The 23,501-nt window shown below is 43.7% G+C and carries 14 protein-coding genes; 3 read left to right on the top strand and 11 right to left on the bottom strand.

Translation table 11 applies throughout. From position 1 onward, the window contains the following. Positions 1 to 77 precede the first annotated feature (77 nt). On the bottom strand, positions 78 to 4,874 hold the full coding sequence (locus tag V7K50_RS27055) for a CHAT domain-containing protein (protein WP_334965538.1): 4,797 nt from the start codon (positions 4,872 to 4,874) through the stop codon (positions 78 to 80). A gap of 208 nt (positions 4,875 to 5,082) precedes the next feature. On the opposite strand from V7K50_RS27055, the gene V7K50_RS27050 reads away from it, so the two are divergent. After that, a complete protein-coding gene (locus tag V7K50_RS27050; RefSeq protein WP_334965536.1) occupies positions 5,083 to 6,918 on the top strand; it encodes a ShlB/FhaC/HecB family hemolysin secretion/activation protein in 1,836 nt (611 codons plus the stop codon). A 428-nt stretch (positions 6,919 to 7,346) separates the two neighbouring features. Beyond that, positions 7,347 to 7,667, top strand: coding sequence for a hypothetical protein (locus V7K50_RS27045; protein ID WP_334965534.1), 321 nt, complete (start codon positions 7,347 to 7,349; stop codon positions 7,665 to 7,667). Positions 7,668 to 7,835: 168 nt separating this feature from the next. Here V7K50_RS27045 and V7K50_RS27040 read toward each other — a convergent pair whose 3' ends face one another. The 10 genes from V7K50_RS27040 to V7K50_RS26995 form a co-directional block, all read right to left on the bottom strand. Beyond that, the gene (locus V7K50_RS27040; protein WP_334965532.1) at positions 7,836 to 8,177 is read right to left on the bottom strand and encodes a DUF2103 domain-containing protein; all 342 of its coding nucleotides are present in this window, start codon (positions 8,175 to 8,177) and stop codon (positions 7,836 to 7,838) included. Between the two features lie 5 nt (positions 8,178 to 8,182). Beyond that, on the bottom strand, positions 8,183 to 8,503 hold the full coding sequence (clpS, locus tag V7K50_RS27035) for an ATP-dependent Clp protease adapter ClpS (RefSeq protein ID WP_334801657.1): 321 nt from the start codon (positions 8,501 to 8,503) through the stop codon (positions 8,183 to 8,185). A 175-nt stretch (positions 8,504 to 8,678) separates the two neighbouring features. Beyond that, complete coding sequence (locus V7K50_RS27030; protein WP_334965530.1) at positions 8,679 to 10,757, bottom strand: FAD-dependent oxidoreductase; 2,079 nt, start codon at positions 10,755 to 10,757, stop codon at positions 8,679 to 8,681. A 224-nt stretch (positions 10,758 to 10,981) separates the two neighbouring features. Further along, positions 10,982 to 12,292 (bottom strand): hypothetical protein, encoded by a 1,311-nt coding sequence (locus V7K50_RS27025; RefSeq protein ID WP_334965528.1) that lies wholly within the window; start codon positions 12,290 to 12,292, stop codon positions 10,982 to 10,984. Positions 12,293 to 12,299: 7 nt separating this feature from the next. Next, entirely contained in the window at positions 12,300 to 14,276 is a 1,977-nt protein-coding gene (locus V7K50_RS27020) for a DNA cytosine methyltransferase (protein WP_334965526.1), read from the bottom strand. Positions 14,277 to 14,464: 188 nt separating this feature from the next. Next, the gene (locus V7K50_RS27015) at positions 14,465 to 18,481 is read right to left on the bottom strand and encodes a DUF4912 domain-containing protein (RefSeq protein ID WP_334965524.1); all 4,017 of its coding nucleotides are present in this window, start codon (positions 18,479 to 18,481) and stop codon (positions 14,465 to 14,467) included. 373 nt (positions 18,482 to 18,854) lie between these two features. After that, entirely contained in the window at positions 18,855 to 19,985 is a 1,131-nt protein-coding gene (locus V7K50_RS27010) for a precorrin-8X methylmutase (protein ID WP_334965671.1), read from the bottom strand. Positions 19,986 to 20,053: 68 nt separating this feature from the next. After that, a complete protein-coding gene (locus tag V7K50_RS27005; RefSeq protein ID WP_334965521.1) occupies positions 20,054 to 20,677 on the bottom strand; it encodes a hypothetical protein in 624 nt (207 codons plus the stop codon). A gap of 3 nt (positions 20,678 to 20,680) precedes the next feature. Continuing rightward, positions 20,681 to 21,028 (bottom strand): STAS-like domain-containing protein, encoded by a 348-nt coding sequence (locus tag V7K50_RS27000; RefSeq protein WP_334965519.1) that lies wholly within the window; start codon positions 21,026 to 21,028, stop codon positions 20,681 to 20,683. Between the two features lie 222 nt (positions 21,029 to 21,250). Beyond that, on the bottom strand, positions 21,251 to 21,466 hold the full coding sequence (locus V7K50_RS26995) for a hypothetical protein (RefSeq protein ID WP_334965517.1): 216 nt from the start codon (positions 21,464 to 21,466) through the stop codon (positions 21,251 to 21,253). Between the two features lie 37 nt (positions 21,467 to 21,503). Here V7K50_RS26995 and V7K50_RS26990 point away from each other — a divergent pair, with 37 nt between their 5' ends. Further along, the gene (locus V7K50_RS26990) at positions 21,504 to 23,411 is read left to right on the top strand and encodes a heavy metal translocating P-type ATPase (protein ID WP_334965515.1); all 1,908 of its coding nucleotides are present in this window, start codon (positions 21,504 to 21,506) and stop codon (positions 23,409 to 23,411) included. The last annotated feature ends 90 nt before the right edge of the window (positions 23,412 to 23,501 follow it).

Raw genomic sequence — 23,501 nt, 5'->3', positions numbered from 1 at the left:
CAATAAATAATGAGAATTGCTGGATGTGGATGCGTTTACACAACAAGAAAAATTTCTTTCTCCCTCACTCCCTACCTTCACCAAGGATTGCCAACCATTGTGAATCCAGCCCAATAATAAGGATGCATAAGCGATTCATCAGCACTATCAGCAGGTAAAGGTAAATTCCCCACTACTCCCAAACCTTGCACTTGACCATCCTTTACGTAAATCTGCCCTTTAGCCATAGCTACCTGAGCCTGTCTGAGAGCTTCTGCCTTAATCGGAGCTGTCTTTAAGTTCTCATAAAATTTCGTCATCAACGCTGCTGTACCAGCATCATTAACCGACCAAAGAGTAGCAACAGTAGTTTTCACACCTGCCAGCACCGCTAAACCCGCAAATCCTAGTTCGGACTCTTCATCCCCCAAGGCTGTTCTACAAGCACTTAGCACCAGCATTTCAACTTGGGGTTCATTCAACCGCAACTGTCGTAATTGGTTCAAGCGTAACTTGTCTTCCCATAGTTGAATATAGGAATTACTCAAAGCACCAGTGGCAAAATCGGCATGGGTTGCCATGTGAATAATCCCAAAAGGTTGTTGGCGGCGGATAGTTTTGAGATTTTCTAAAGTGGCTTGCTTGTCTAACAATAATTTGCCTTGCCAAAGTTTAGACACTAGTCTTGATAACTCAAGGGGAACTGCCGGTAAAGGTTCTTGTCCCTGAGTACTCTGAGAAACCCCTAACGCTAAAACTTGAGATTTTCTAATGTCTTTATAAAGGGTGTTAGTCAAACTGAGACTGGGCATCAAGCCAATACTGTATTTTTCTACTAGAAACCTCTTACCATCATGAAGTGCTGCCATTGGGGTTGAACGTAAACCGATGTCTGGTAAAAAAACCAGATTGTTGATTCCTTTCGTCTGTAAATCGGCTTCTAGTGGTGCAATAATCCAGCGATAAAGTTGTTGAGATGAACGCAAATAACCGGTGCGGCGACGGTTTTGTGGACTAACGATTTGGTCACGAAATTCTTGAGCTACTTGGAGAACTTTGGCTCTGGTAGTTTCTGGGATGCGCTTGCGGATTGGATCACCTTTTCCTGTTACCACCACTATTTCCAGTTGATCGCTACCCTGTTCTGCTACGGTATTTAACTGTTTAGTAGATTTTTGAGCTTTCCCTAAATTTCCCCCTGGGAGAATCTCCACAGGAACAAAACTGATGTAGATAAATGCAGGTTTTGCACCAGTGGCTTCTTCAATTTTGCGAGCAATATCTTTGGCATCATCCAGTGTTTTAATTCTAGGAGTGGGTACGCCTAAATGGTTGGCAAAATCATCTGTGAAACCACCTTCAGGAGTGGTGGTGAGATCAATACCACCGCTAACCTTACCCTGCTCTGGTGGTGTTAGTGGTGGTACTGAGGTGCAAGAAAGAGGTGGGCATATTATATCTGGCTTGCTGACACCGATTGCTACCTGTACAGGTGTTGAGGATGAAAGAACGTTAGGGCCTCCATTCTTGACATCGTTAGCTTTGACTGTGAAAGCATTGATTAGCCCTATGGTATTAGTTGGTGGCGTATAATTTAATGTTTCACCGATAGTTAATGTGTCTCCCGCAGCTAAAACAGTATTGCCTCGTTTCAGGGTTCCTGATTGGATGGCATCAATGACAACGGTGGTATTATCGAGATTCACATCACTAGTGCTGGCAGCAAATGTGAAAGAAAAGGGTTGATTGGGTTGGGCGCTGGATGAGAGGAGTGTGTTTGTTGTTATTGTCGGCGGGGTGTTCACAGATGTAATAGTGATGCCGATTGGAGTACCAGTTGCATTTCCGCCATTAGGCAAAACTGGAAAATTAGTGGAAGCAGTGATTGAATTATCGCCTGTATTAATTGCTCCTGCCGTGCCATTGACAGTTGCATTGCCGACGATAAAATCTGCATTGTTTGGGCCACCATCATGTCGAATTGTGACAGTACCTCCCGCAAGAGGTTGAACCGTCGGACTTCCTTCACCAGTAAAAAATCCACCAGTAGCGATCGTTATACCAGTGTCATTAATTGTCCCTATTCCTTGAACTAGTCCATTGGTTAGCACCTGCACATTACCACCTTGAACAGTGTTACCTTCACCAAGGTTTGCTGTGGCCGTTGTGTTGATGCTGGTAAAACCAATTGTGCTGCCAGCAGTATTGGTAGTCTGTAAAGTAACGTTGCCACCTGTAGCGTTGCCACCTCCAGTATTGACTACAGACGAGTCAATTGCCCCTGTGGTAATATTGCTTGCGGCATTGAGAGCTACTGAGCCACCAGTTATATTGTTAAAAAAGGTATTGTTGTTGGTGTTGAGGTTGCCTAAGGTAATTGTACCATTGGTGCTGGTGACACCTATATTGCCAGATGCATAGCCATTTCCACTAGCAATAATGTCGCCTGCACTAATATTGCCACTCGCAAACAAAGTTACATCCCCACTTTTAGGGAAATTACGAGTTGTGTTTAGATTTCCCAGTGATAAGCTGGCTCCTGAAATGCTGATTTGTCTGCCGTTGGTGTTGATGGTGTTGCCTGTACCCATCGTAAATGCGCCGACACCGTTATTGTCTGCATCTGCGGTAAATGTAATTGCTCCTCCAACTATATTATTTACAAAGTTTAAAGATACGCCATTGTCAATTGTGATGTTGTTAGTTGCTTGTAGAGTGATCGCAGCATCCTGACTTTGTAGGGCGTTTTGGGAAATCGTGAAGGTTGCTGGAGTCGCATTTTGGAAGATTACAGGCAAAGAGCCATCCTGCGGTTGTGGAGCAGTAGCCACAATATTGATATCGGTTGGGTCTAATAACAAGTGACCAATAATACCATTTTTAGCAGTCAGATCAGCATTACCACTGTAAATCAGGTTTTGCTTACCCGAAACTTCCACAAAACCACCATTGCCAGAGTTAAGACCTCCACGAGCCGAAATTTTACCAAAATATTGGGTTGTATCGTTACCCCAAACAATTACCCGTCCACCATTTCCATTCAATTTGCTATCGGCTGCAATAACGGAGTTTGAGTCAACATAAGTCTGATTGGCATTGGGTAAAGTCCCCTTACCTTGGTAATCGCCGCCAATTAAGACGGTACCACCGCCATTAATTCCAGAGGCGTTAATATTGCTACCAATCAACGCGACTCGTTCACCCAAAACACTTACCGTACCACCTATTTGACTCGATACATCCACAATGCCCGAAACAATTGTTGTACCTGGATTTGTGGGAATTTTGACATCAGAACCTGTCAATTGCACAGTACCATCAGCATTGGCAGTTAACCCAGTGTTACCAACTGTGAGCAATTCTGGTAAAGATGCAATGGGAATTGTCCAGTTATTGGGTTGGCTGCTACTAGAAGTGAGGGGCTGAATTTCCAAACTTAAAAGATTTCCTGGTTGACTGAGACGCACCCAATTTTGTCCGGGTACGGATGTAATAGTAATCTGCCCTCCCGGTGCTGAAAGTTGCCCGGTGTTGACTACAGTACCGCCCAATAAATTCAAATTCTGCCCCGCACCTACTGCCAAATTTCCCGCATTTGCGATCGCCCCCACCTGGTTACTACTAAAGGCAAATCCGTTAGGGTTTCCAACTAAATTCTTGTAGTCATTAATACCAATAGCGTTAAACCAACTGCTGCCAAAACCTATGCCGTTGGCTGTTGTCACCGTGAAAGCACCAGGCACATTTAAACTGGCATTTCCTCCAAAAATAAATCCGGCTGGATTCATCAAGAAGAGGTTAGCATTGCCACCTGTCACCTGAATTAAGCCATTGATAATAGAAGGATTACCGCCTGTAATTCGACCAAGGACATTTTGCAGCGCCGGACTAGCTTGAAAGTTGGCGATTTGTTCTGGTGAAATCCCAAATTGTTGAAAGCTGTGGAAGAGGTTTGCCCCATCTCTAGAAGTTGTACCGCCGGTGATATCAAGTCGGTTGCCGTTGGGTGTAACAATTGTGTGCGTTCCATCAGCAGCAGGGACAATTGTTTGTCCTTGGGCTAATTCTGCACTCATAGCTATTACCAGAGGGACAATAGCTAACAGCGAAGCGGCGACGGTGGGGAGTAAAGATTTTTTACGCCGCAATGTGAAGCGACCTGTGGCTAATTCTACATCGATTTGTAACTTTTTTGCTAATCCGCGTCGCCAAAGTGCTTGGGCGATCGCTTTACCAGACCAGAGGATTTGTTCTTTTTTTCGATTAACAGAGATGTTTTGAGAATGATTTCGATAAAAATACAGTGGTTCTTTGACTCTGCCTACCTGGGCTAGTTCTGAAAGTCGCAGACATAGGTCATAATCATAAGCAGTGCAAGAGAACGATTCGTTGACACCTCCCACTCGGTCGTAAACCGATCGCCGCATGAGGCGGAAGTGAAAAGTCATGAAGTTCACCAACAGACTTTCTTGGGAGTAAGGAATATCACAACGATGACCGTAGCCGATAACTTTGCCGTCTCGATCAATATTTAAGTAGTCGGTGTAAACAAATCCTGTTTCTGGGTGATGGTTCAGGACTTTAGCAGTTTGGGCAAGGGCGGTAGGGGCGAGGATATCATCACTATCGACGATGCCAATGTAATTGCCGCTAGTTTGGCTAATCGCTGCCTTGCAAGCCGCAGCAACTCCCTGATGGTGTCCTTCGACTACCCGCACTCGCCCATCTTGTTGAGCATAAGCCTTAGCGATCGCCACTGATCCATCTGTAGAGCCATCATCCCAAATTAGTAGCTCAAAGTCTTGCCATGTCTGCTTTAAGACGCTGGCGATCGCTTCTTGAAGGTAAGACTCCCGGTTGTAATTGACGATGACAATGGAGATCAGTGGCGACATCGAAGTATTCCCAAGTTATTCTACCTGTCACCACAATATAATGCTAAGGACTATTACTGAGATGAAATCGCTGTTAATTATAGTTTTAGTTACAAATCTTCTAAAATCTGAATGTCAAAAATATGATATTGAAATACTCATACAGCCATAGCATACTCAAAAATCAAAATCAGCCCAATCATTAGATAAGGCATCCCACTGAGGATAAATGAGAAAAGAAACAAAAACTGGTGTTAAGCCGAGAGCAACGACTCAGCAAAGAATTGTCTATTTATCTCATCAGTTAGACAGTTTGCGGAGTTTGGCAACTACTAAATGGAGTCAGCATAGTTTTCGTTTTCAGTGCGGATTGGTAATTTTACCTACGGTCTGGATTGTAACTACAAATGAACTTAGAGCTACAGCAAATATCTTGACACCAGACTCGGCTGAAAATAGCAGTCAGCCGAAGTCACAAATAGTACAAGAAATAGAACCTCCTCCGGTAACTAACCCCAATCAACCAAAACCGAACCCCCAACCAGAAAAACCCCAACGCATTCGGGTTCGCAAAATCCAGGTTGTAGGTAGCACCGTTTTTAATGAAAATGACTTGAATCGAGTCGTGAAACCCTTTGAAGAACGGGATTTGACTTTAGAAGAAATCAGACAAGCCGCAGATGCCGTTACGCAACTTTACTTAAATAAAGGCTATATAAATTCTAGAGCGATTCCAGAGACTCAGCAACCTAGTAACGCCGATGGTGTTGTGGTAATTCGGGTGTTGGAAGGGCGTTTGACAGAGATTGACATCGAAGGAACGCGACGATTAAACCCATCTTATATTCGTAGTCGCATCCAATTAGGTGCTGGTATTCCTCTGAACACTGCTAAACTCGAAGAACAATTGAAACTGTTGCGACTTGATCCCCTATTTACAAATGTAGAAGCGCGTCTGCGTCCAACGGGTAAGGTTGCTCAAAGTATTCTGGTTGTGAGAGTTGAAGAGGCAAAGCCGATAACTGGTAGCTTGGGTGTAGATAATTATTCCCCTCCCAGTATTGGCGCGGAAAGATTGGGTGTGGAACTGCGCGATCGCAATTTAACCGGTATGGGAGATGAGTTAGCAGGCTCCTATTACCATACACTTTCTGGTGGTTCTGATGCCTTTGATTTTAGCTATCAAGTCCCCGTTAACGCCATGAATGGCAAAGTGCAGATTCGAGCCGCACTTAATCGCAGTGAAATTACTGAGCCACCTTTTAATGCCTTTGGCATTCGGGCAAACCAGGATCTTTATGAAATCAATTATCGTCAACCATTGGTGCGATCGCCCAAAGAAGAATTTGCCCTATCCTTGGGATTTACCTATCAAGATGGTCAAACTTTCCTCTTTGATAACCTGGCAACCCCCTTTGGCATTGGGCCTGATGCCAATGGTGTAAGCCGCACCAGTGTAATTAAATTTGGCCAAGATTATACCAGACGCGAACCTCAAGGAGCCTGGTTTTTGCGATCGCAATTTAATTTTGGCATTGACATATTAGACGCAACTATCAACAGTGACCCCATACCTGATGGTCGCTTTTTCAGTTGGCTAGGTCAAGTACAGCGAGTGCAGCAACTCAGCAACGATCATTTATTACTCATCCAAGCAGACTTACAGCTAACACCAGATAGCCTTTTACCATCACAGCAATTTGTGATTGGCGGTGGACAATCTATAAGGGGGTATCGCCAAAATATCCGTTCTGGGGATAATGGATTTCGGGTAGCGATGGAAGATCGGATCACAGTGCAGCGCGATGAATCGGGATTATCTACAATTCAACTTGCGCCATTTGTGGACATGGGAGCCGTCTGGAATCAGTCTAATAATCCCAATACTTTACCCAATCAAACTTTTTTGGTGGGTGCAGGCTTAGGATTCTTGTGGAATCAGGCATTGGGAATTGATAATCTGTTTATGCGGCTCGATTATGGATTTCCCTTTATCGATCTGAGCGATCGTGGTAATAACGCTCAGGATGATGGCTTTTACTTTAGCCTTCGCTATCAACCATAGTAAAGCGGTGCGTTACGCTTTCAGCTAAGTAGAACGGTGTTATTAAATGAGTAATGAGTAATGAGTAATACCCATTACTTATTTGACTGTGGGAATCATAATTATTTATACGGACATGATATTATATCATGTCCGCTTGATTACTTATTAAACCCGAAGAACCCCACCCCGCCAAAGCTACGCTTTGTCTCCCCTCCCGAAGAGCGGGGAGGGGTTGGGGGTGGGGTGCAATGTCTGTGGGAATCATAACTATTTATGCGGACATCATATTACTTATTAAAAATATCTAGATTTGCAAAACAAAAATTTTTGTTGCATTTCTTTACATAAATCTTATTACTCTATTGAGCTTTGTAAATAATTTGTATTTCTGCAAGGAATATTCCTTTAGACTGAATTTTAACTAGAAAATGTGGGAATAAACACAAATGCATTCCTTAAATATATTTTGTCACGAATCTGTAGTTGCTGTTTCCTTTGTAGCTTGCATTATTGGACTGGTGTTACTGTGGGACGGTAAGCAAGAAACAAATGATGTGGAAGAAACAGAGCGGATTCTATTTAGAATGAGCTTTAGTTACTGGCTAGTTTACTGTGTAGCTTTTGGCATAGAGAAAATAGTTTTACCAGGCTGGGAATCTGTGGTGATGACTTTGAAAATAACTACAGCGCTGTCATATTTCTTAACTTTTTCTTGCATCGTTAGTTTGCCGCTACACAAATTTGCAGTACATCGAGTTGAGGAATAGTAATTTGGGGATTGGGGACTTGTACTGAGCGAAGCCGAAGTATTGGGGACTTGTACTGAGTTTCGACTATGCTCAACTACCGCGACTTGTGCCGAGCCTATCCTGAGCGTAGCCGAAGGGCGAAGTCGAGGTAAGCCGAAGTATTGGGGATTGGGCATGATTAACTAACTATCTCATAGCGATCGCTAATGCCGCTTCTAGTTTATCTTGGGGCAAAATCGTTAAAATAAACACCTCTTGTACCGTCTTTCCCTGTCGGGCGATGACTTTATAGCCGCCGCGAATTGGTACTGAGACGCGCAGTTGCATTTTTGGACAGTGACCTTTTGCCCGTCCAATGACTCCCGGTGTCACGGTTTGGATACCATCGTGTTGACAAAGACGTTCTAAAATGGGAATAAGGCCAGAAAGGTGTGTTGAGTGATTCCAAACCAGTCTGGCAGCTTTTTGCGTTCGCGTAGCGTCTCGTAGAGAAGCCGTGCGGAGGGAATCTGCGGAGGGTTTGCCCATGATGATTAAGCTGCTTCTAGAGGTGCCATTGTCAAACCTGCTCGGCGCAGCTGCTGGTGATAGAGTTCCGCAGGTTCTTGGGGACCAACCCAGACGATCGCTTGACCTTCATAGTGTACCTGATTAGTCAGATCCCACGCGCGATCGCCAGTCATCCCCGGAATATATTTCATCAAACATTCAGCCACATGTGGGAATGTATTAAAGTCATCGTTTAATACAATCACTTTGTAATTCGGATAAGTCTTACGGATAACTTGACTAGACCGTTCAGGAGCGATAGTTGGTGCTGTGGCCATCCCGTAAAAATCTGCTGAAAGTATCATAATGGTAGAACAATTGATCAACAATATTTTACAAAACTAAACTATAAGTAACTAGTTTAGTTCATTGTTTGGGGAGATGAGGGAGTGGGGAGATGAGGGAGATGAGGGAGATGAGGGAGAAATAATTAGTTCCCAGTCCCCAGTCGCCACTCCCCAATCCCCAATCCCCAATCCCCTATTTCCAACTATCCCAGTTTTCGTTAAAAATAGATGTATCGGGAAAAGCGGTAGGGTTGCCATTTTGTTGCAAAAGCTTTTTGAGTGCTTCTAGTTGTGGCTCTTGCTTGGGTAAGTCATTGACTAGTTGGTAAGGTGCGATCGCATTTTTGAGCGCAAAACTAGCCACAGTTCCCGCAGCTGCGCCAGATGACCATTCAAAGGAGTGTACCCGATAGGCAGCCGCAGCAATATGACTAGTAGCAATGCTTTTGCCTCCTACTAGCAAATTGTCGATTTTCTGAGGAATCATTGCCCTCAGAGCAATTTGGAAGGGATAAGCAAGTCCAGCGCCACGTCTTTCGCCTGGACGTTCTGTGTTACCAGGGGCTTCTGGGGGACTATTCACCATGCAAGGATGGAAATCTATGGCGTAGTGACCAATACCCACAGCGTCGGGGAAAATGGTAGAACGAGTGCGTCGCATTGCTTTGTCTGGTGGAATTTTACCATCAATTACTGATACTGCTTCCAAACCTGCAAGGGCTGCTCGTAGCCGACGATACATATCTGCTGGCAAAGTCTTGGAATAATACTCATCATTATAATTTCGACGAGAAATATCAATTTCCCCAATCCTAAAGCCTTCGGGTTGTCCCCAACTGGGGCGGCCAATAATCCGCCGTCCCTCGCGCATATAAGGGTATTTCGATAAACCATGCACTGTCCCCATTGGGGAATTTAAACCGGAAACAAAGCGGTTATTGGGTTGCTGCTGCTTGACACCATCCCCCAGTTTGGAATCTGTAGTCCCAGCTACCAACCAGTAATAGAAAGAGAGGGCATTTTCCTCAGCCTTGCGGAGGCTTTCTGTCCGCAATCCTCCCATCCAACCCCCTGGGTTTAACTGCCCAGTAGTTTGTAACTGTTGACGAGTGTAAATTAGGTTATCATTAGCAGTTCCGGGGCGGTAGTCGTTACCCCAAGTCCAGTTTTGCATGGAGATATCTCCCGGTGTGGGCGCAGTAAAATTTACACCGCCGAATTTTTCTGGCTTCCCTTTGTTTGGACTCAAAATGCGCCGATAGGTGAAAACTAAATCAAAGTTAGCCAGTCGGGTTAATTCATAGCTGAAATATGGGGCGTATTCTAAATAAAATGGGGGCATTGTCTGCGGTTGCGGTTCCTTGGTTGCCTCCATTGCAAAGGTGTAGGTAAAGCCTTGAGGACAATATGGATCGTTGTTGGTACTGGAAGCAGATGGTTCTAGGTAGGAACGGGCATCAATGCCTAATCGGTAGGGAACATCTGCAAGGGCGATAATTTCGCCGGTTTCGCTGGTGTCTACGACATACCATTTAGGAGCATCCCCTTTCGTTGCCTTGGGGATAAAACGGAGAATAGTTTTAGTAAATCGAGATGAGTTTTCGTAGCTATAGTTATCTTCAATAGTTTGAGATAAGGTAAAAGTATTGAGAGGTGGTGCGCCTTTTAGTGGTTGATGTTGGATGGCGATCGCACTATTAATTATTTTGCCATCAGTAGCGATTTCCAAATCCTTAATTACTGTGTTGGGAAACCATTGCAGCTTACCTCTGCCCTGCTTCTCGGCATCTTTCAGCATCTGCGTCAAAATAGCGTGAGCATCGCGGGGAAGAAAGCAAGATTCACTTACCCAACAGTCGCCGGGGTTAAGTTTACCGTATTTGCGCCCAATGCGGTTTCGCAATTCTAGGTAGCCGCGAGAATAGAATTTGAGAGCTCGCTGAGTTGGGCGTTCGTCTAACGCAGATGTCCCTTGAGCAGAAATTTGTCCTCCCAGCCAGTCGGTAATTTCCGTTAGGCAAACTGTTCGCCCTGCTAGTAAGCCCTCGTAAGCTGTGGCGACACCAGATAGTCCACCACCCACAACTAAAATCTCGCAATTAACAGTTTTGTCTGGGGTTCTCGGTACTGTGGCGATCGCCTTTGACGTTGGTGCTGCGTTCGTCGAAGACGTTGGCGCAGCCATCGCACCATCAAATGCAACTAGACTAGATAGTAAATTAAAACTAATCAGCGATGTCAAGCCATACGCTACATTGTGTCTACGCTTCATACTTAAAAAAACCCTTCAATTTCTGTTCCATTTCGTAGACGGTAGCATCTAGCAAATGTTTAACTCAAGCAATTTTTCACAAGGTAATCTACGCAACATAGTGTGGGATTAAAGTTTTTGAAGTGAATGGCACGCTCGACTAGTTGAAAATCTTAAGAAAATAAGTCTGAGCAACCTCTTCAACTCCTCACTTCACACTAATCATGAATATGAGCAGCATTCAGTTATTCAATTGTCAAAGTCTCGTTTAGTTTAAGCAGCCATTGATAACATGGCTCATCAATTGGGGCAGTGTCTCTACGTCGCTGTGCTAAAGATTCTGTGTAAGCTATGAGCCAAGCAGAAGCAAGTTCTTGCTCAGTTGCGGCCTCTTCTGCCAATGTACGAGCAAACTGTAGCTCTACCCATTCCTTAAAAGTAACTATTTCTAGGGATATCCCAAATATTTCTTCAATTTCATTACATCTAGACATCAGTTCATCAATTCGTTCAGCTTCAAGACTTGTAACGAAACCAGCCTTTCTAATGGCAGGATGTACTTCCAGTTTTTCTGATAATTCCTCAATTTCATCTCGCAAGTATGACTTACCATACTTGGCATCCCAAGCTTCCACAATTTGCCTGTCCTCTAAAAGTTCAATATCACCAACATTGCCATGCTTCTTATTGGCTGAACGCATTTGTGAAAGTGGTTTTAGCAAAGTGTGGGGAAAAACTTGGTATTCTTGCATGGACTGCATTAAGCTATGCATAGCTATCTCCATTAAACGAGCCGCATAATCAGATTGATTAATGTGACGCAGTATGAGACTTAATGAAATGCCTTTATCAACAACTGTTGATCCTAGAAATAAGGTCAGATTCTCGATAGTTTGTAAAGCTAATCTTCTAAAGTTATCTGCTTGATTGAGTAGTTGCGAAAGAAGATAGCCTAGTGCTACCTCAGAAACTACTTCGTCTTTCTCAATTGCCTCAACAAGACTTACCCACTCGGAACGTGCGCCTCTCATGTTGGCTTTATATACAGATGAATACGGGTAATTTTCTGCTAAACTGCGTGTCATCATGAAACCATCTGCATTCAATCTTAGTAGTTCGTATTTTCGTAACACAGGTGTAATATATTGTTTATCGAGAGAACGCATAGAGATCCCATCACACCAAGAAAAGTCTCTTGTAGCCGTACTACCTTTGTGTAACCTAATACTCTGCTTTGGCTCAATTGCTTTAACGCACAACTGTAGAATTGACAAACCTACTAATGCTCTACCAACTTCGCTGGTCACTGACTGTACAAGTCTATCTAAAAGATGTTTATGCGCTTGGTTTAAGACCAAGAAATCAAAATTCGATGAGTAATCTCGGCAAAATAAAATCTGTCTTTCCAAGTAACCTATAGATAGTTCTACTGCTATTTTCTTGTACCGTATTTTTGCAGATTGACTCATTCCTCCTTCTTGAAAGTATTGAATTGTTCCATCAGGTAGAACCAACTCACTTCTGTTTGCATAGACTCTCAGGTGTAGCTCATTCATGATCTGTTTATAGATTTTTGCGAAGTTGTATGCTTTTAGGGTTTAGTGTAGGAAAAGCATAAGGAATCAAATACTCACCTTTGGGAATTTGTGGGTTTGTGTTGTGATTTCTAACTTCATAACCCATAGCTCGCAGAGACTGAAGATAGGAAAAGATATCTTCTGCTTTCACACCCCATCGGTCTGCAAGCTCTGTGGTTGAAAGTTGAGCCGCAGTACCAATACACCTCGTCACACATTGAATTACACGCCAAAGTGGTTTAACTTTCAACTGAGGATGAAAAGTTATTATTCCACTAATTCGGGCATTATATTGATAATATCCAGATAACTGAACTAAATCTGCTTTTCCTGTAGCTTCAGTTAACTTTTCTTCAAAAGCTTTCCAAAGAGATGTATATAACTGTGTACCAAGAGCTTTAGCACAAAGCTTAACTGAACACGTTCCCAGAACCCATTCATCATGACCGCAAGAGGGATTAATATCTATCACGAATTGATCTTCTTCTTCGCAATTATCATTAATACCTGCTCTGAACAGCCAGCAGGTATCATTCAAATCGTAGGATATATAAATTTTTACACCTTCAGCAGTTTGTTCTTTTGTCCAAGAAAAATCAGCAGATAAAAATCTGATCATTTTTCCTTTGTCTTCATATTTAAAACGAGGAATAGATAAAAACTTTCCGGCTTGACGTAAATCTATAATTGCAGATTTAGCCTTTTGAGCATAAATTTCCGTTAACTTTCTTTTACGCTGCCGAAAACCTAGTTTTTTATTTTCAGGTAAGCAACTTATAGGGAAAGGTAATTTAAATTTAATTACTTGTTCTAAAATACTAAGAGCCAATATCCGCCCAAGTTGAGGAGGCACTGAATTTCCAATTTGTTCAATGGAAATTTGCCTATTACCAATAAGTTCATAGTCATCAGGAATAGTTTGTAATCTCTTTAACTCGGCAATCGAGAATTTCCGATTTTCCCAACTGAAAGGTCCGGTGTACTGTCCTCCTTGCGCTTTAATTGTTCGTAGTGGATTTGTGGGATCTGCTTTGTACAGAAAATCTGAAAACTTTGATCTCCAGCTAAATATTGGGTTAGGATAACCCATTTCTTTTGTATAAAAACTATAGTTAAGTCCAGGTGGAATATGTTCGAGTAGATGTCCAAAACGTCCACCTAGACCTATTTCCATTTCAGAAATATCAGCGCCTTCTACAGCCTCTCCTGCTGAATAATAAGAACTTTGATTCAGAGAATCTGGGCCATGAGTAGGATAGGGAAATAAATATTCGCCTTCTTTTAATCCAACAATAAATAAACGTTCTCGATGTTGCGGTACTCCATAATCGGCAGCATCAAGAATCCGAAAATAAATATTATAGCCAACTTCTCTAAAAGCTTTTTGAATTTTTTGCCAAGCTTCTCCTCCATTGGCACCAGTTATTCCATATACATTTTCAAATAAGAATCCTTTTGGCTTAAGTACATTGAGAATACGAACATATTCTTGAAATAGTGTACCTCTAGCATCAGTTGTTCCAGACACTCCAGCCGCTCTACGTCCAGCAGCAGAGAAAGTTTGACAAGGGGGACCTCCAATAATAAAGTCTACTGTCAAATGAGATTCAGGTAAATAATCTCTAATATCAATACAGACAGCTTCAGAGCCTTCTAGCCATTTATCTGGTAAAGAATTCCTTTGTAAGGTCTGAACATATTTAGCTTCAAGCTCTACCATTTGAATGATTTCAAAGCCAGCATCATGAAATGCAATGTCTAATCCACCACCACCAGAAAATAAGCTGAGTGTTTTAATGGGAGTATGTCCTTGTTGGATCAGGCATTGGCGGAGAGATTTACCAAAATTGTCAGTCCATGCTGGTTCTTGCGTGACTCTAAGAAGGGCTAAAATATCTTGAAACCAAGTTGTATTAATTGGCTCGGAGCTAGACAAATCAAAAGGAAGAGACAACTGTCGCATTACGTAACCTAAATATAACGCTTGTCGGTTGTGTAAAATACACTTTGGTAAAGGAAAGGGACTAAGAAATTAAGGATTAGAGTAGTGTATTCCATCCATCTGAAAACCACTATATATAATAAAATCCCCCCTTCCTACACGCCCCTAAAACGGGAGAATAAGGTGAGAGGGGATAACTCAGGTTAATATTAGCTTTCGGAAGTTTCCTGGGAGAACTTCTTATGAATAGTTCTAGTTGATTCCCCATCAGCAGCTACCGTGATGAGATAGTCCATTAAACCATCCGAAAAGGGGAGACGTAAGTGGAAAGTACCATCGGGTTTGGTTTTGATGCTATGTCCGCTAATGTTTACGGTTGTATTTGGTTGGGTTGCTCCGTGAATAATTAACTCTGCATCTGCTACAAACCAAAAATCCCCGTTGGAACGACTGAAGACTCGAACATTAGCTGAACGGGCGATGAGTAACCAATGTAGTTTACCGCCGTCGGCATCGCCATCAGCAATATAGCCAATTTCAACCATGTAGTCGCGATCGCTCACGGGAATGGCCACAAAGCGATCGCGTGCTACCTCTTCACATTCATACTGCTGGATCAGTTGGGGACTTTGATAACTCAAGTCAACGCCAGTTACATCATACAGCCGCACTACTAATTGAGAGCCGCCTTGTTGTTGCAGCGCTTCGTTCTGAGTCGGGGAAATGTACCAAGAGACATAAGCCCATTTGGGAGTTCGAGGCGTAAGGGTAATACTGCTTTCTTCTTGGGAATCTACCAAGCCAATAGCTGTTTCGCTTGTTGACGCGACATTTTCAACTGTGGGATCTGGATGCACAGGAGTGAAGACAGTTTCGCTTGTTAACGCGACATTTTCAGCTGTGGGATCTGGATGCACAGGAGTAAAGACACGAACGATCGCAGAATGGGCGATAAATAACCAGCGTTCGCCATCTGCGATATAACCGATTTCCGCCATATAGTCCCGATTGGTAACAGGAATTTCCACCTGGCGATCGCGTGCTGTCTCCTCACATTCGTACTGCTGGACAATCTGGGGATTTTGATAACTCAAGTCCATCTCAGTTGCATCATAGAGCCGCACTACTAATTTGGAGCCACCCTGTTGGCGCATCGCTGCTTTCTTGGTTTCGGAAATCTCCCAAGTTACATCAGCCGATGTCGAAGTGCGGAGTGTGAGGACAATACTACTATCTTCATCTGTATTTACTGAGTCAATAGCTGTTTCGGCGGCAATTGGCAGATTTTCAACGATGGGATCTGGATGGATCGGACTGAAGACACGAACGATCGCAGAATGGGCGATGAATAACCAGTGTTCGCCATAAGCGATATAGCCAATTTCAGCGAGGTAATCGCGATCGCTGGCGGGAATTTCGACAAAGCGATCGTGTGCTGTCTCTTCACATTCATACTGCTGTACGAGCTGGGGACTTTGATAACTCAAGTCAATGCCAGTCACATCATACAGCCGCACTACCAATTGAGAGCCACCTTGTTGCCACGCTGCTGCTTTCTTGGCTGCGGAAATCTCCCAAGATACATGAGCCGATGTATGAGTATGTGGTGTGAGAACAATACTGCTCTCTTCATCTGCATCTACCGAGCCAATAGCTGTTTCGGCTGTGATTGGCAGATTTTCAACGATGGGATCTGGATGGATGCGACTGAAAACGCGAACGATCGCAGAACGGGCGATTAATAACCAGCCATCGCCATCAGCGATATAGCCAATTTCTGCCATGTAGTCCCGATTAGTGATGGGAATTTCTACAAAGCGATCGTGTGCTGTCTCTTCACATTCATACTGCTGGACAAATTGAGGATTTTGATAACTCAAATCTATTCCAGTGACATCATAGAGCCGCACTACCAATTTCGAGCCACCTTGTTGGCGCAGCGCTGCTTTCTTGGTTTCGGAAATCTCCCAAGAGACATCAGCCCAATGGGAACTGCGGACTATAGTTTTCCAAGAGACATCAGCCGATGTGTAAGTATGCGGTGTGAGGACAATACTGCTCTCTTCATCCAAATCAATAGCTGTTTCGGCGGCGATATCAGTTTTTCCTGGGGCATCAGCTGCCCAAGTAGTAGCTTGGGCTACCATTCCCGCCCCTGCTGCTAAAGCCGCAGCCGCGCCCAAATCTGTGGAGTTAACACCTTCCTCAACATTCGGCGCTCCTTGAGATTGCAAATTGATCGTCGGTTCGGCTGCATCGGCCACCACATTCAAGGCATCTTCTGGCAATTCTGGCAGTGAGGATGTTTGTGGCGCTGAGGGTTCTCTATCGCCAGACTGTGGTAAAGGCAATTCATCTACTGGGGCTATATCTTCAGTTGAGGTGATACTCTCTAGCCAGTTCAATTCTGCCTGAAGTTCCTGATCTATCTGATCTTCACCAATTTCTGTGTCCCAATATTCAAACTCAGATGTGCCAGAAGTCACATCTGGTAATTCTGGGAGTGGAGCTGTCACTTCATCAGAAGGCAGTTCCACATCAGATACATCTTCTGGAATATTAGCCAGGTGAGGATATAAAGTATTTACTACAGCTGCCGGGGCTTCTGTGTCCCAGGCAACTTCATCAGACTCAGGATGGCTTGCCTCAGTATAATTATTTAGCTCGACTGTCTGATCAATCGCATCTGTTTCTTTGTTGGTAAAGGCAGACCAGGTAGCCGCACCCATGCCCGTTGCTAGAGCTGCACCACCGGTTAAAGCTGCGGCTCCCAAATTGTTATTTTCTGAGCCATGAGCTACATCTGAGGTTCTGCCTTCATAGAGGTTAGAGGTGCCATTTGTTGCCTCTGGGACTAGATTTGATGACCCCTGAGTAGCATTCTCGGTTAGGTCAGATTGTCTTTGATCGTAGATGGTGAAAGGAGTGCGATCGCGGGTTTCTTGCTCTTGAAAGTCTGGATCTGGCTGCTCTTCAAGCATCACTCCGTTCGGGGAGGGATCTGTGCTGCCATTGGGCACCACCATTTCTCCATCTTCTGGGCTGGGTAGATGAGGATTTGATTTTGGTAAGTCGTCTGTTTTCTCGGTGGACGATGGGCGTTTCCCCAGAACCCACCATAGGGATGCTCCACCTACACTAATAAAAAATAAAGGTAGCAGCAACCACAATGGGGTTTGCTTGTTTACAACCGGACTCTTTTGTGCTGGAGCCGCCACAAAAGGCTGTTCTCCAAAAGCAGAACTAGTGGCACTAGGGGAAGGTGTAGCAGTTGGTGTCGTCTCAACAGTGGGAGAAGCCGTAACAATAGGTTGTAATACGCTGGCGGCGATCGCCTCGGCTTCAGTAGTTCTACCTTGTTGTATAGCCTTCTGTCCTGGGGATGCCAAGGTAAAGCCGAGAAAATTTTGTACGCCTAAACTCGGATTTTTTTTGTAAACGTAAACTAAAGGTTGCGAGAAGGGATATTTAGGATCATCAGGCAAGGTTTGATTTAATTGCAGAACTCGCACACCTTGTAACTTCGACACTTGATTAGCTAACACATAGCTGATACCGTCTTTGCCCAGTTGTTTGATAATTTCTGCGGTATTATCGTCAGTCAGTTGGGTGGCATTTGGCCCTGTAGCAAACTCAGCATTCTTGAAGGCTGGATAAGTCCGAAAAGTATTGCGAGTTTCACTCGTATTCGGGTGATCGATTAAGCGAATCTTCTCTGGCGATCCTCCCAGTTGTGACCAATTTGTAATTTGTCCCCGGAAAATCCGGGCGAATTGCCTATTAGTCAAGCTTCCTTTGAAAGGATTATCTGCACCAACCACGATGGCAATCTTTTCACGGCGCAGGCGAACTTGCTCTAGTCCTTGGGCTTTTTCTGCTGGTGTCAAGCCACGCCCCATTGCTACTATATCGATTTTGCCATCTAGCAAATCTTTCAGTGCTGTACTGCTACCGTTAGCAGCAACTTCAACCTTTGTGCCGGCAAACTGTTTTTCAAAACTTTCTTTCAGGCTTTGGTTAATTGCACCCAAGCTACTGGAACCGTCAATCCGCACTGTCGTCCCATTCTGCACTATTTCCGGCAGTGGAAAAGAGGTAGCTTCAGGTGTAGATTGTGCCAGCATCGGTGCTGATACCACCAGAGTTGCTGCCATCGGGGTTGTAGCTAGGGCAACCCATAATACCAGCCTGACTATCGAAGTATCTTTTTTTTCTTGTTGCCACATATACACCTTATTAAAGTAAAAAATAGAAAGTCTGCCAGTCCTAAACCGCGATCTTTGGATGATGGAGGAGACGCGCTAATTATACATCTGAGTTATCTTTACTTCTAATTACTTCAGCGCACTCATGTTGATTTATACTTCGCTGTAGCTGGTATAGCATGATAATTTATACTTGTAATTGCCAAAGTCCGTTTACTATAAATTTTTCTAAGTTAGATTGCAACTTATCCAAGTTGGTAGTTTATGGCCACAATTATGAATTATTGAATTATTAAAGCTGGTAAAGTGTACCAAATTAAATATTATTTAACAATATTATTTTCAGTAGTGCTGAGTACTGAGTATCCTACTGTCTTAACTCAGTATTCATTGTTCAGGACTTAGAAGAATCTACTACATCTTTGAGATAACAATGACAATCTGGCTTATCAATCAGTGACTCAACCAAGGCATTTAGGGCAGTTGCAGCTAATGCGCCACCTCCCAAAGTTCCTTCAACTGTAATATAAGGTATCCCTTGTTGCATCAGTTGTCGCTTGGCTGCGGGAGCATGGCTAAAGCCAATGGGCATTCCAATTACTAGTGCAGGCTGAATTTTCTGGTTGGCCATCGCTTCACAAGCTTCCAGAAGTACTGAGGGAGCATAACCAACTACCAGGATGCAACCATTACTTACTTGCGGCAATTTTGATCGCCATTCTCCATGTTGCCAAAAGGCGAGTTCTGCTTCTGTGGCAGTGGTAATATGGGGATTATCAATCAAGGTTTCGGTGTGGCATCCCAAGTGAAGTAATCGGGTTTGATCTAAAGCAGCAGCAACCGTTTGGGTATCGACAACAATTTCACACCTTGAAGATAAAGCTTCTCGACTAGCGGCGATCGCATCTCGACTCAATTTGATAAAGGATACCAAACTCACATCGCCACAAGCCAAAACCAACTGAGAAATTAAGTGTTGTTCAATTTCCGAACGCTCAGACAAATCAGGTAATAAGAGTTGTAGCGATTCGGTAAAAGCTTCCGAATGGGTATGAATTTCTCCATCCAAGCCATTCCAGAGATTTTCCAATCCGCCCAATCCCGCTTGAGTTTCGACATCGAGTAACTTCAGTTGTGCCAAAACTTCCGCCTGGATAATTTGACAATGGCGATCGCGCCCCAATAATCCTTCTAATGCTGATGCAGTTTGTCGCAATTGAGAAATTTGTTGCATCACCGCCCGATATTGCTGCTGAAGTTGTCCCATCAGGTTAACAGTTGTATCGGCTTCTGGTTCCACTTCTAAAATATTGCGGATGTGGTTTAGCTGAAACCCTTGCTGCTTCAGTGCGACAATCCGTTGCAACCGAAGGACATCTTTTTGGGTATAGAGACGGTAATTGCTGCGCGATCGCACTGGTTGCGGTAGCAGTCCCAATTGATGGTAATGTCTGACCATCCGCGGAGTTAAACCGCCTCCTACCAAGTGCGTTAACTGCTTAATTGTCAGATCGTTGGTCTTGATTTCCACAAATTATGGTCTTAAAGGGGGTGTTTAGGAAAGGCGATCGCCTTTAACCTAGGTTAGATCAACTATCTGCTAGCCAATAATTTTTTCTGTCTATTAGCTTCTTGGATGACGTAGTTGTTGCTCGTAAATACCTGAATATCTGGAACAACAGCATAATCCATGTCATGTGTGATAATTTTAATTTTCCCTGCTCCTGCTCTGCTAATAGCTTCGAGAAGTAGTAGATCGTAGCCATCAACAGCTTGAGTTTGGAATCTGTTTAGTGCTGCATCAGTTGTTGCGTCATCTACTGTCAGATTAAGAGGAACAGCAAGCGCCTTAACCTGACTCCAAGCTGACTGAACTTCGGCAACAACATTCATTCGTACATTTGGATCATTATGGCGGTATTCCTTAAGTGGCAGATGACCATGAGACTCCATATAAATCTTATATTCAGTTCTCTCAATGATATGAGCAAGCTCCGCCAATATAAGTCCAGAGTAGGTTAGTGTGGCTCCATTTACAAGAGCTTGGTTGAGATATGTTAGATAAATACTGAATTCGGAAGCGTTAGCACCAAACCCAGCATTTGTATAAGTCTGCCAAAACCAGACGTTGGTATCTACAAGAAAAATATCATCCTGCTGGGGATTGGCAGTTTTGATGTCGATGATCTCAGCTTGAATCTTAAGCTTGACTACCATGCTTTAAAAAGTTGCAGCCTGCTCTGCCATCGCTGCATCAACCGCATTACGAAATTGCTCATCGGAATAGTAATGCTTGGCATTGACAATCACACGCTCAAGAACATTCCACCCCTCAGAACTTATAGCAGTGAACTCAACCAGTCGATTAAGGTTATCTGCTGGAATATCTTTCAACAGATGACCGATCGCAAAGTTGAAAAAGGGAGATGCAAAGACCTGAACTCCTGTAAAATCCAATTCTACAGGGTTGCCAGAAAGCAGAACTGGATGAATCTGGTCATATACCTTCTGTCCACTCTCAGCGCTGATGGCGTATTTCCCGACAACATCAAAAATTTTGTATGCCATTCCTCTATCTCCCTCTTTAAAATAACCGCTTCTTAAGTTGATGAGCTTCAGTTGCTAGGCAGTAGCAAGATTCATCACACCGAATTGCAATATTAATCAGGGTTCCTCTAAAATTAGTACATTTGTTCTCATGTATAATATTATCGCCTATATTGACATATCCGTCATTACTAAAAATTGTAAGGTTTCCATGATTTTTTACAATGAACTCCTGCAATAAATTTAAGCCTGCGCCACGGGAGATACTGTCTTGCTTAGTGCTATTTCCAGGCTCGAACGCCCACTGTAGAGCCTCATTAGCAGTCTTGTCTGAGTTTTGAGGTAGAGAACATTACTAGGGATACCAATACCAAAGTCGATGACGATCGCCCTGATGCCAGAGGCGATTAGTGTCAGAGCATTTTTCAGGCTAAACCTTGACATTAACATCAATGTCAAGGTTTAGCCTGAGAGAGTCCCTGTTAATTCACCTCTCATGCTCTACCCCCAACGTTTCACCCAATTCAGCAGAGAACACGCAGATACCGTAGCAGCCCTTTTGTGCGGCTTACTGCTATTTTTCGGATGGTTCGCCTTGCATCTCGGTTGGTTGGGATTGGCATTCTTGCTACTACCTGCTGCTTATATGATTGGTGGTTACGAAAGTGCGCGGGAAGGATTAACCACCCTCTTCAAAGAAAAAGAACTCGATGTAGATTTGCTGATGATTGTCGCCGCCATTGGTGCTGCTAGCCTCGGCTTATGGCGAAGAGAATATCATCTAATTATTGATGGAGCAATTTTGATTCTGATCTTTGCCATCAGTGGCGCATTAGAAGGCTATGCAATGGCGCAAACTGAGCGGAGTATCCGTAGTTTGATGAGCCTGACACCAGATACAGCAAGGGTTTTGCATCAGGGAAGGGAAGAGGAAATTCCTATCAGTCAGCTAAAGGTGGGTGATGAGATTGTCGTCAAACCCGGAGAGCTAATTCCTACTGATGGAATAATTTTATCTGGTTACAGCACTCTCAATCAAGCTGCAATTACAGGCGAGTCTTTACCTGTAGAGAAGACAGTGGGTGCAGAAGTATTTGCCGGCACACTCAACGGTTATGGTGCATTGCAAATTAAGGTACACAAACCAGCCCAAAGCAGTTTGATTCAGCGTGTGATTCGTTTGGTAGAACAGGCGCAGACGGAAGCACCACCTGATCAAGAGTTTATCGATCGCTTTGAGAAGGGATATGCCAAAATTATTGTAGTCGCCGGGATATTACTGGCAACTTTACCGCCATTTCTCTGGGGTTGGGATTGGGAAACAACGATTTATCGCGCCCTTACCTTCCTGGTGGTGGCTTCTCCCTGTGCGCTGATGGCGGCAATTATGCCCACGCTGCTTTCGGGAATCGCCAATGGTGCTAGACAGGGGATTTTGTTTAAAAATGGGGCGCAATTAGAGAAGATTGGCAAAGTCCGAGCGATCGCATTTGATAAAACTGGTACTCTCACAACAGGACAGTTGCAGGTATTTGAGGTAATTTCAGTTAGTGAATACACTAAAGATGATGTATTAAAAACTGCTGCTAGTGTAGAATCATCTTCCGAACATCCCATCGGTAAGGCAATCGTACAGGCGGCTAGTGATTTAAATTGGGTTGCTGCAATCGAAGTGCAAGCCTTACCTGGACAGGGAATTGTGGGAATTGCTCAAGAACAACAGATAATTGTTGGGAATGCTGTTTTTGTGCAGCAATATGTCAGAAATTTACCTGAAGAATTGCAAAAAATCGCTCAATCTTGGGAGCAACAGGGTAAAACTATGGTTTGGGTTGCACGGGGAGTAGAGGTGATGGGTGTAATTGCGATCGCAGATGAAGTAAGATCGCAAGCAGCCGCAACCATCAGCCGATTAAAGAAACTGGGAGTTGAACAAATTGTCATGTTAACCGGGGATAATCAGGAAACTGCTCAAAGTGTCGCCAAAGCAGTCGGAATTGATCGGGTATATGCCCAACTTCTGCCAGAAGATAAGCTAGATGTTATCCGCCGTCTACAGCAACAATATCAAACTGTGGCAATGGTGGGTGATGGAATCAATGATGCACCAGCTTTAGCCCAAGCATCTGTGGGTATAGCGATGGGAATATCTGGTAGTGATGTGGCATTGGAAACCGCAGATATAGTATTGATGGCAGACAGGTTAGAAAAAATTGCTGTAGCGATGCATTTGGGCAGGCGATCGCAACTCATCGTCAAACAAAATATAGTCGTAGCGTTGGGTTTCATTATGTTGCTTATAGTGGGCAACTTTCTGGGAAATATTAACTTACCCATCGGCGTTATTGGCCATGAAGGTTCTACAGTGTTAGTTACCCTCAGTGGACTAAGATTACTGAATTGACACTCTCAGGTCTAAAGACACTGAGATTCTACAGACAGAGTTAGACTAATTTAGTCTAACTCTCGTTACGACTGCCAAAGATCGCCTACT

It is taken from the genome of Nostoc sp. (genome assembly GCF_036917135.1).
GTDB lineage: Bacteria > Cyanobacteriota > Cyanobacteriia > Cyanobacteriales > Nostocaceae > Nostoc.
The sequence above is the reverse complement of the archived record's forward strand: the minus strand, read 5'-3'. Positions and strand labels throughout refer to the sequence as shown.

What these genes read in the sequence shown, in the direction of transcription:
- V7K50_RS27055 (WP_334965538.1), bottom strand. Translation starts at nt 4,874, where the DNA reads ATGTCGCCACTGATCTCCATTGTCATCGTCAATTACAACCGGGAGTCT.
- V7K50_RS27050 (WP_334965536.1), top strand. Translation starts at nt 5,083, where the DNA reads ATGAGAAAAGAAACAAAAACTGGTGTTAAGCCGAGAGCAACGACTCAG.
- V7K50_RS27045 (WP_334965534.1), top strand. Translation starts at nt 7,347, where the DNA reads ATGCATTCCTTAAATATATTTTGTCACGAATCTGTAGTTGCTGTTTCC.
- V7K50_RS27040 (WP_334965532.1), bottom strand. Translation starts at nt 8,177, where the DNA reads ATGGGCAAACCCTCCGCAGATTCCCTCCGCACGGCTTCTCTACGAGAC.
- clpS (WP_334801657.1), bottom strand. Translation starts at nt 8,503, where the DNA reads ATGATACTTTCAGCAGATTTTTACGGGATGGCCACAGCACCAACTATC.
- V7K50_RS27030 (WP_334965530.1), bottom strand. Translation starts at nt 10,757, where the DNA reads ATGAAGCGTAGACACAATGTAGCGTATGGCTTGACATCGCTGATTAGT.
- V7K50_RS27025 (WP_334965528.1), bottom strand. Translation starts at nt 12,292, where the DNA reads ATGAATGAGCTACACCTGAGAGTCTATGCAAACAGAAGTGAGTTGGTT.
- V7K50_RS27020 (WP_334965526.1), bottom strand. Translation starts at nt 14,276, where the DNA reads ATGCGACAGTTGTCTCTTCCTTTTGATTTGTCTAGCTCCGAGCCAATT.
- V7K50_RS27015 (WP_334965524.1), bottom strand. Translation starts at nt 18,481, where the DNA reads ATGTGGCAACAAGAAAAAAAAGATACTTCGATAGTCAGGCTGGTATTA.
- V7K50_RS27005 (WP_334965521.1), bottom strand. Translation starts at nt 20,677, where the DNA reads ATGGTAGTCAAGCTTAAGATTCAAGCTGAGATCATCGACATCAAAACT.
- V7K50_RS27000 (WP_334965519.1), bottom strand. Translation starts at nt 21,028, where the DNA reads ATGGCATACAAAATTTTTGATGTTGTCGGGAAATACGCCATCAGCGCT.
- V7K50_RS26990 (WP_334965515.1), top strand. Translation starts at nt 21,504, where the DNA reads ATGCTCTACCCCCAACGTTTCACCCAATTCAGCAGAGAACACGCAGAT.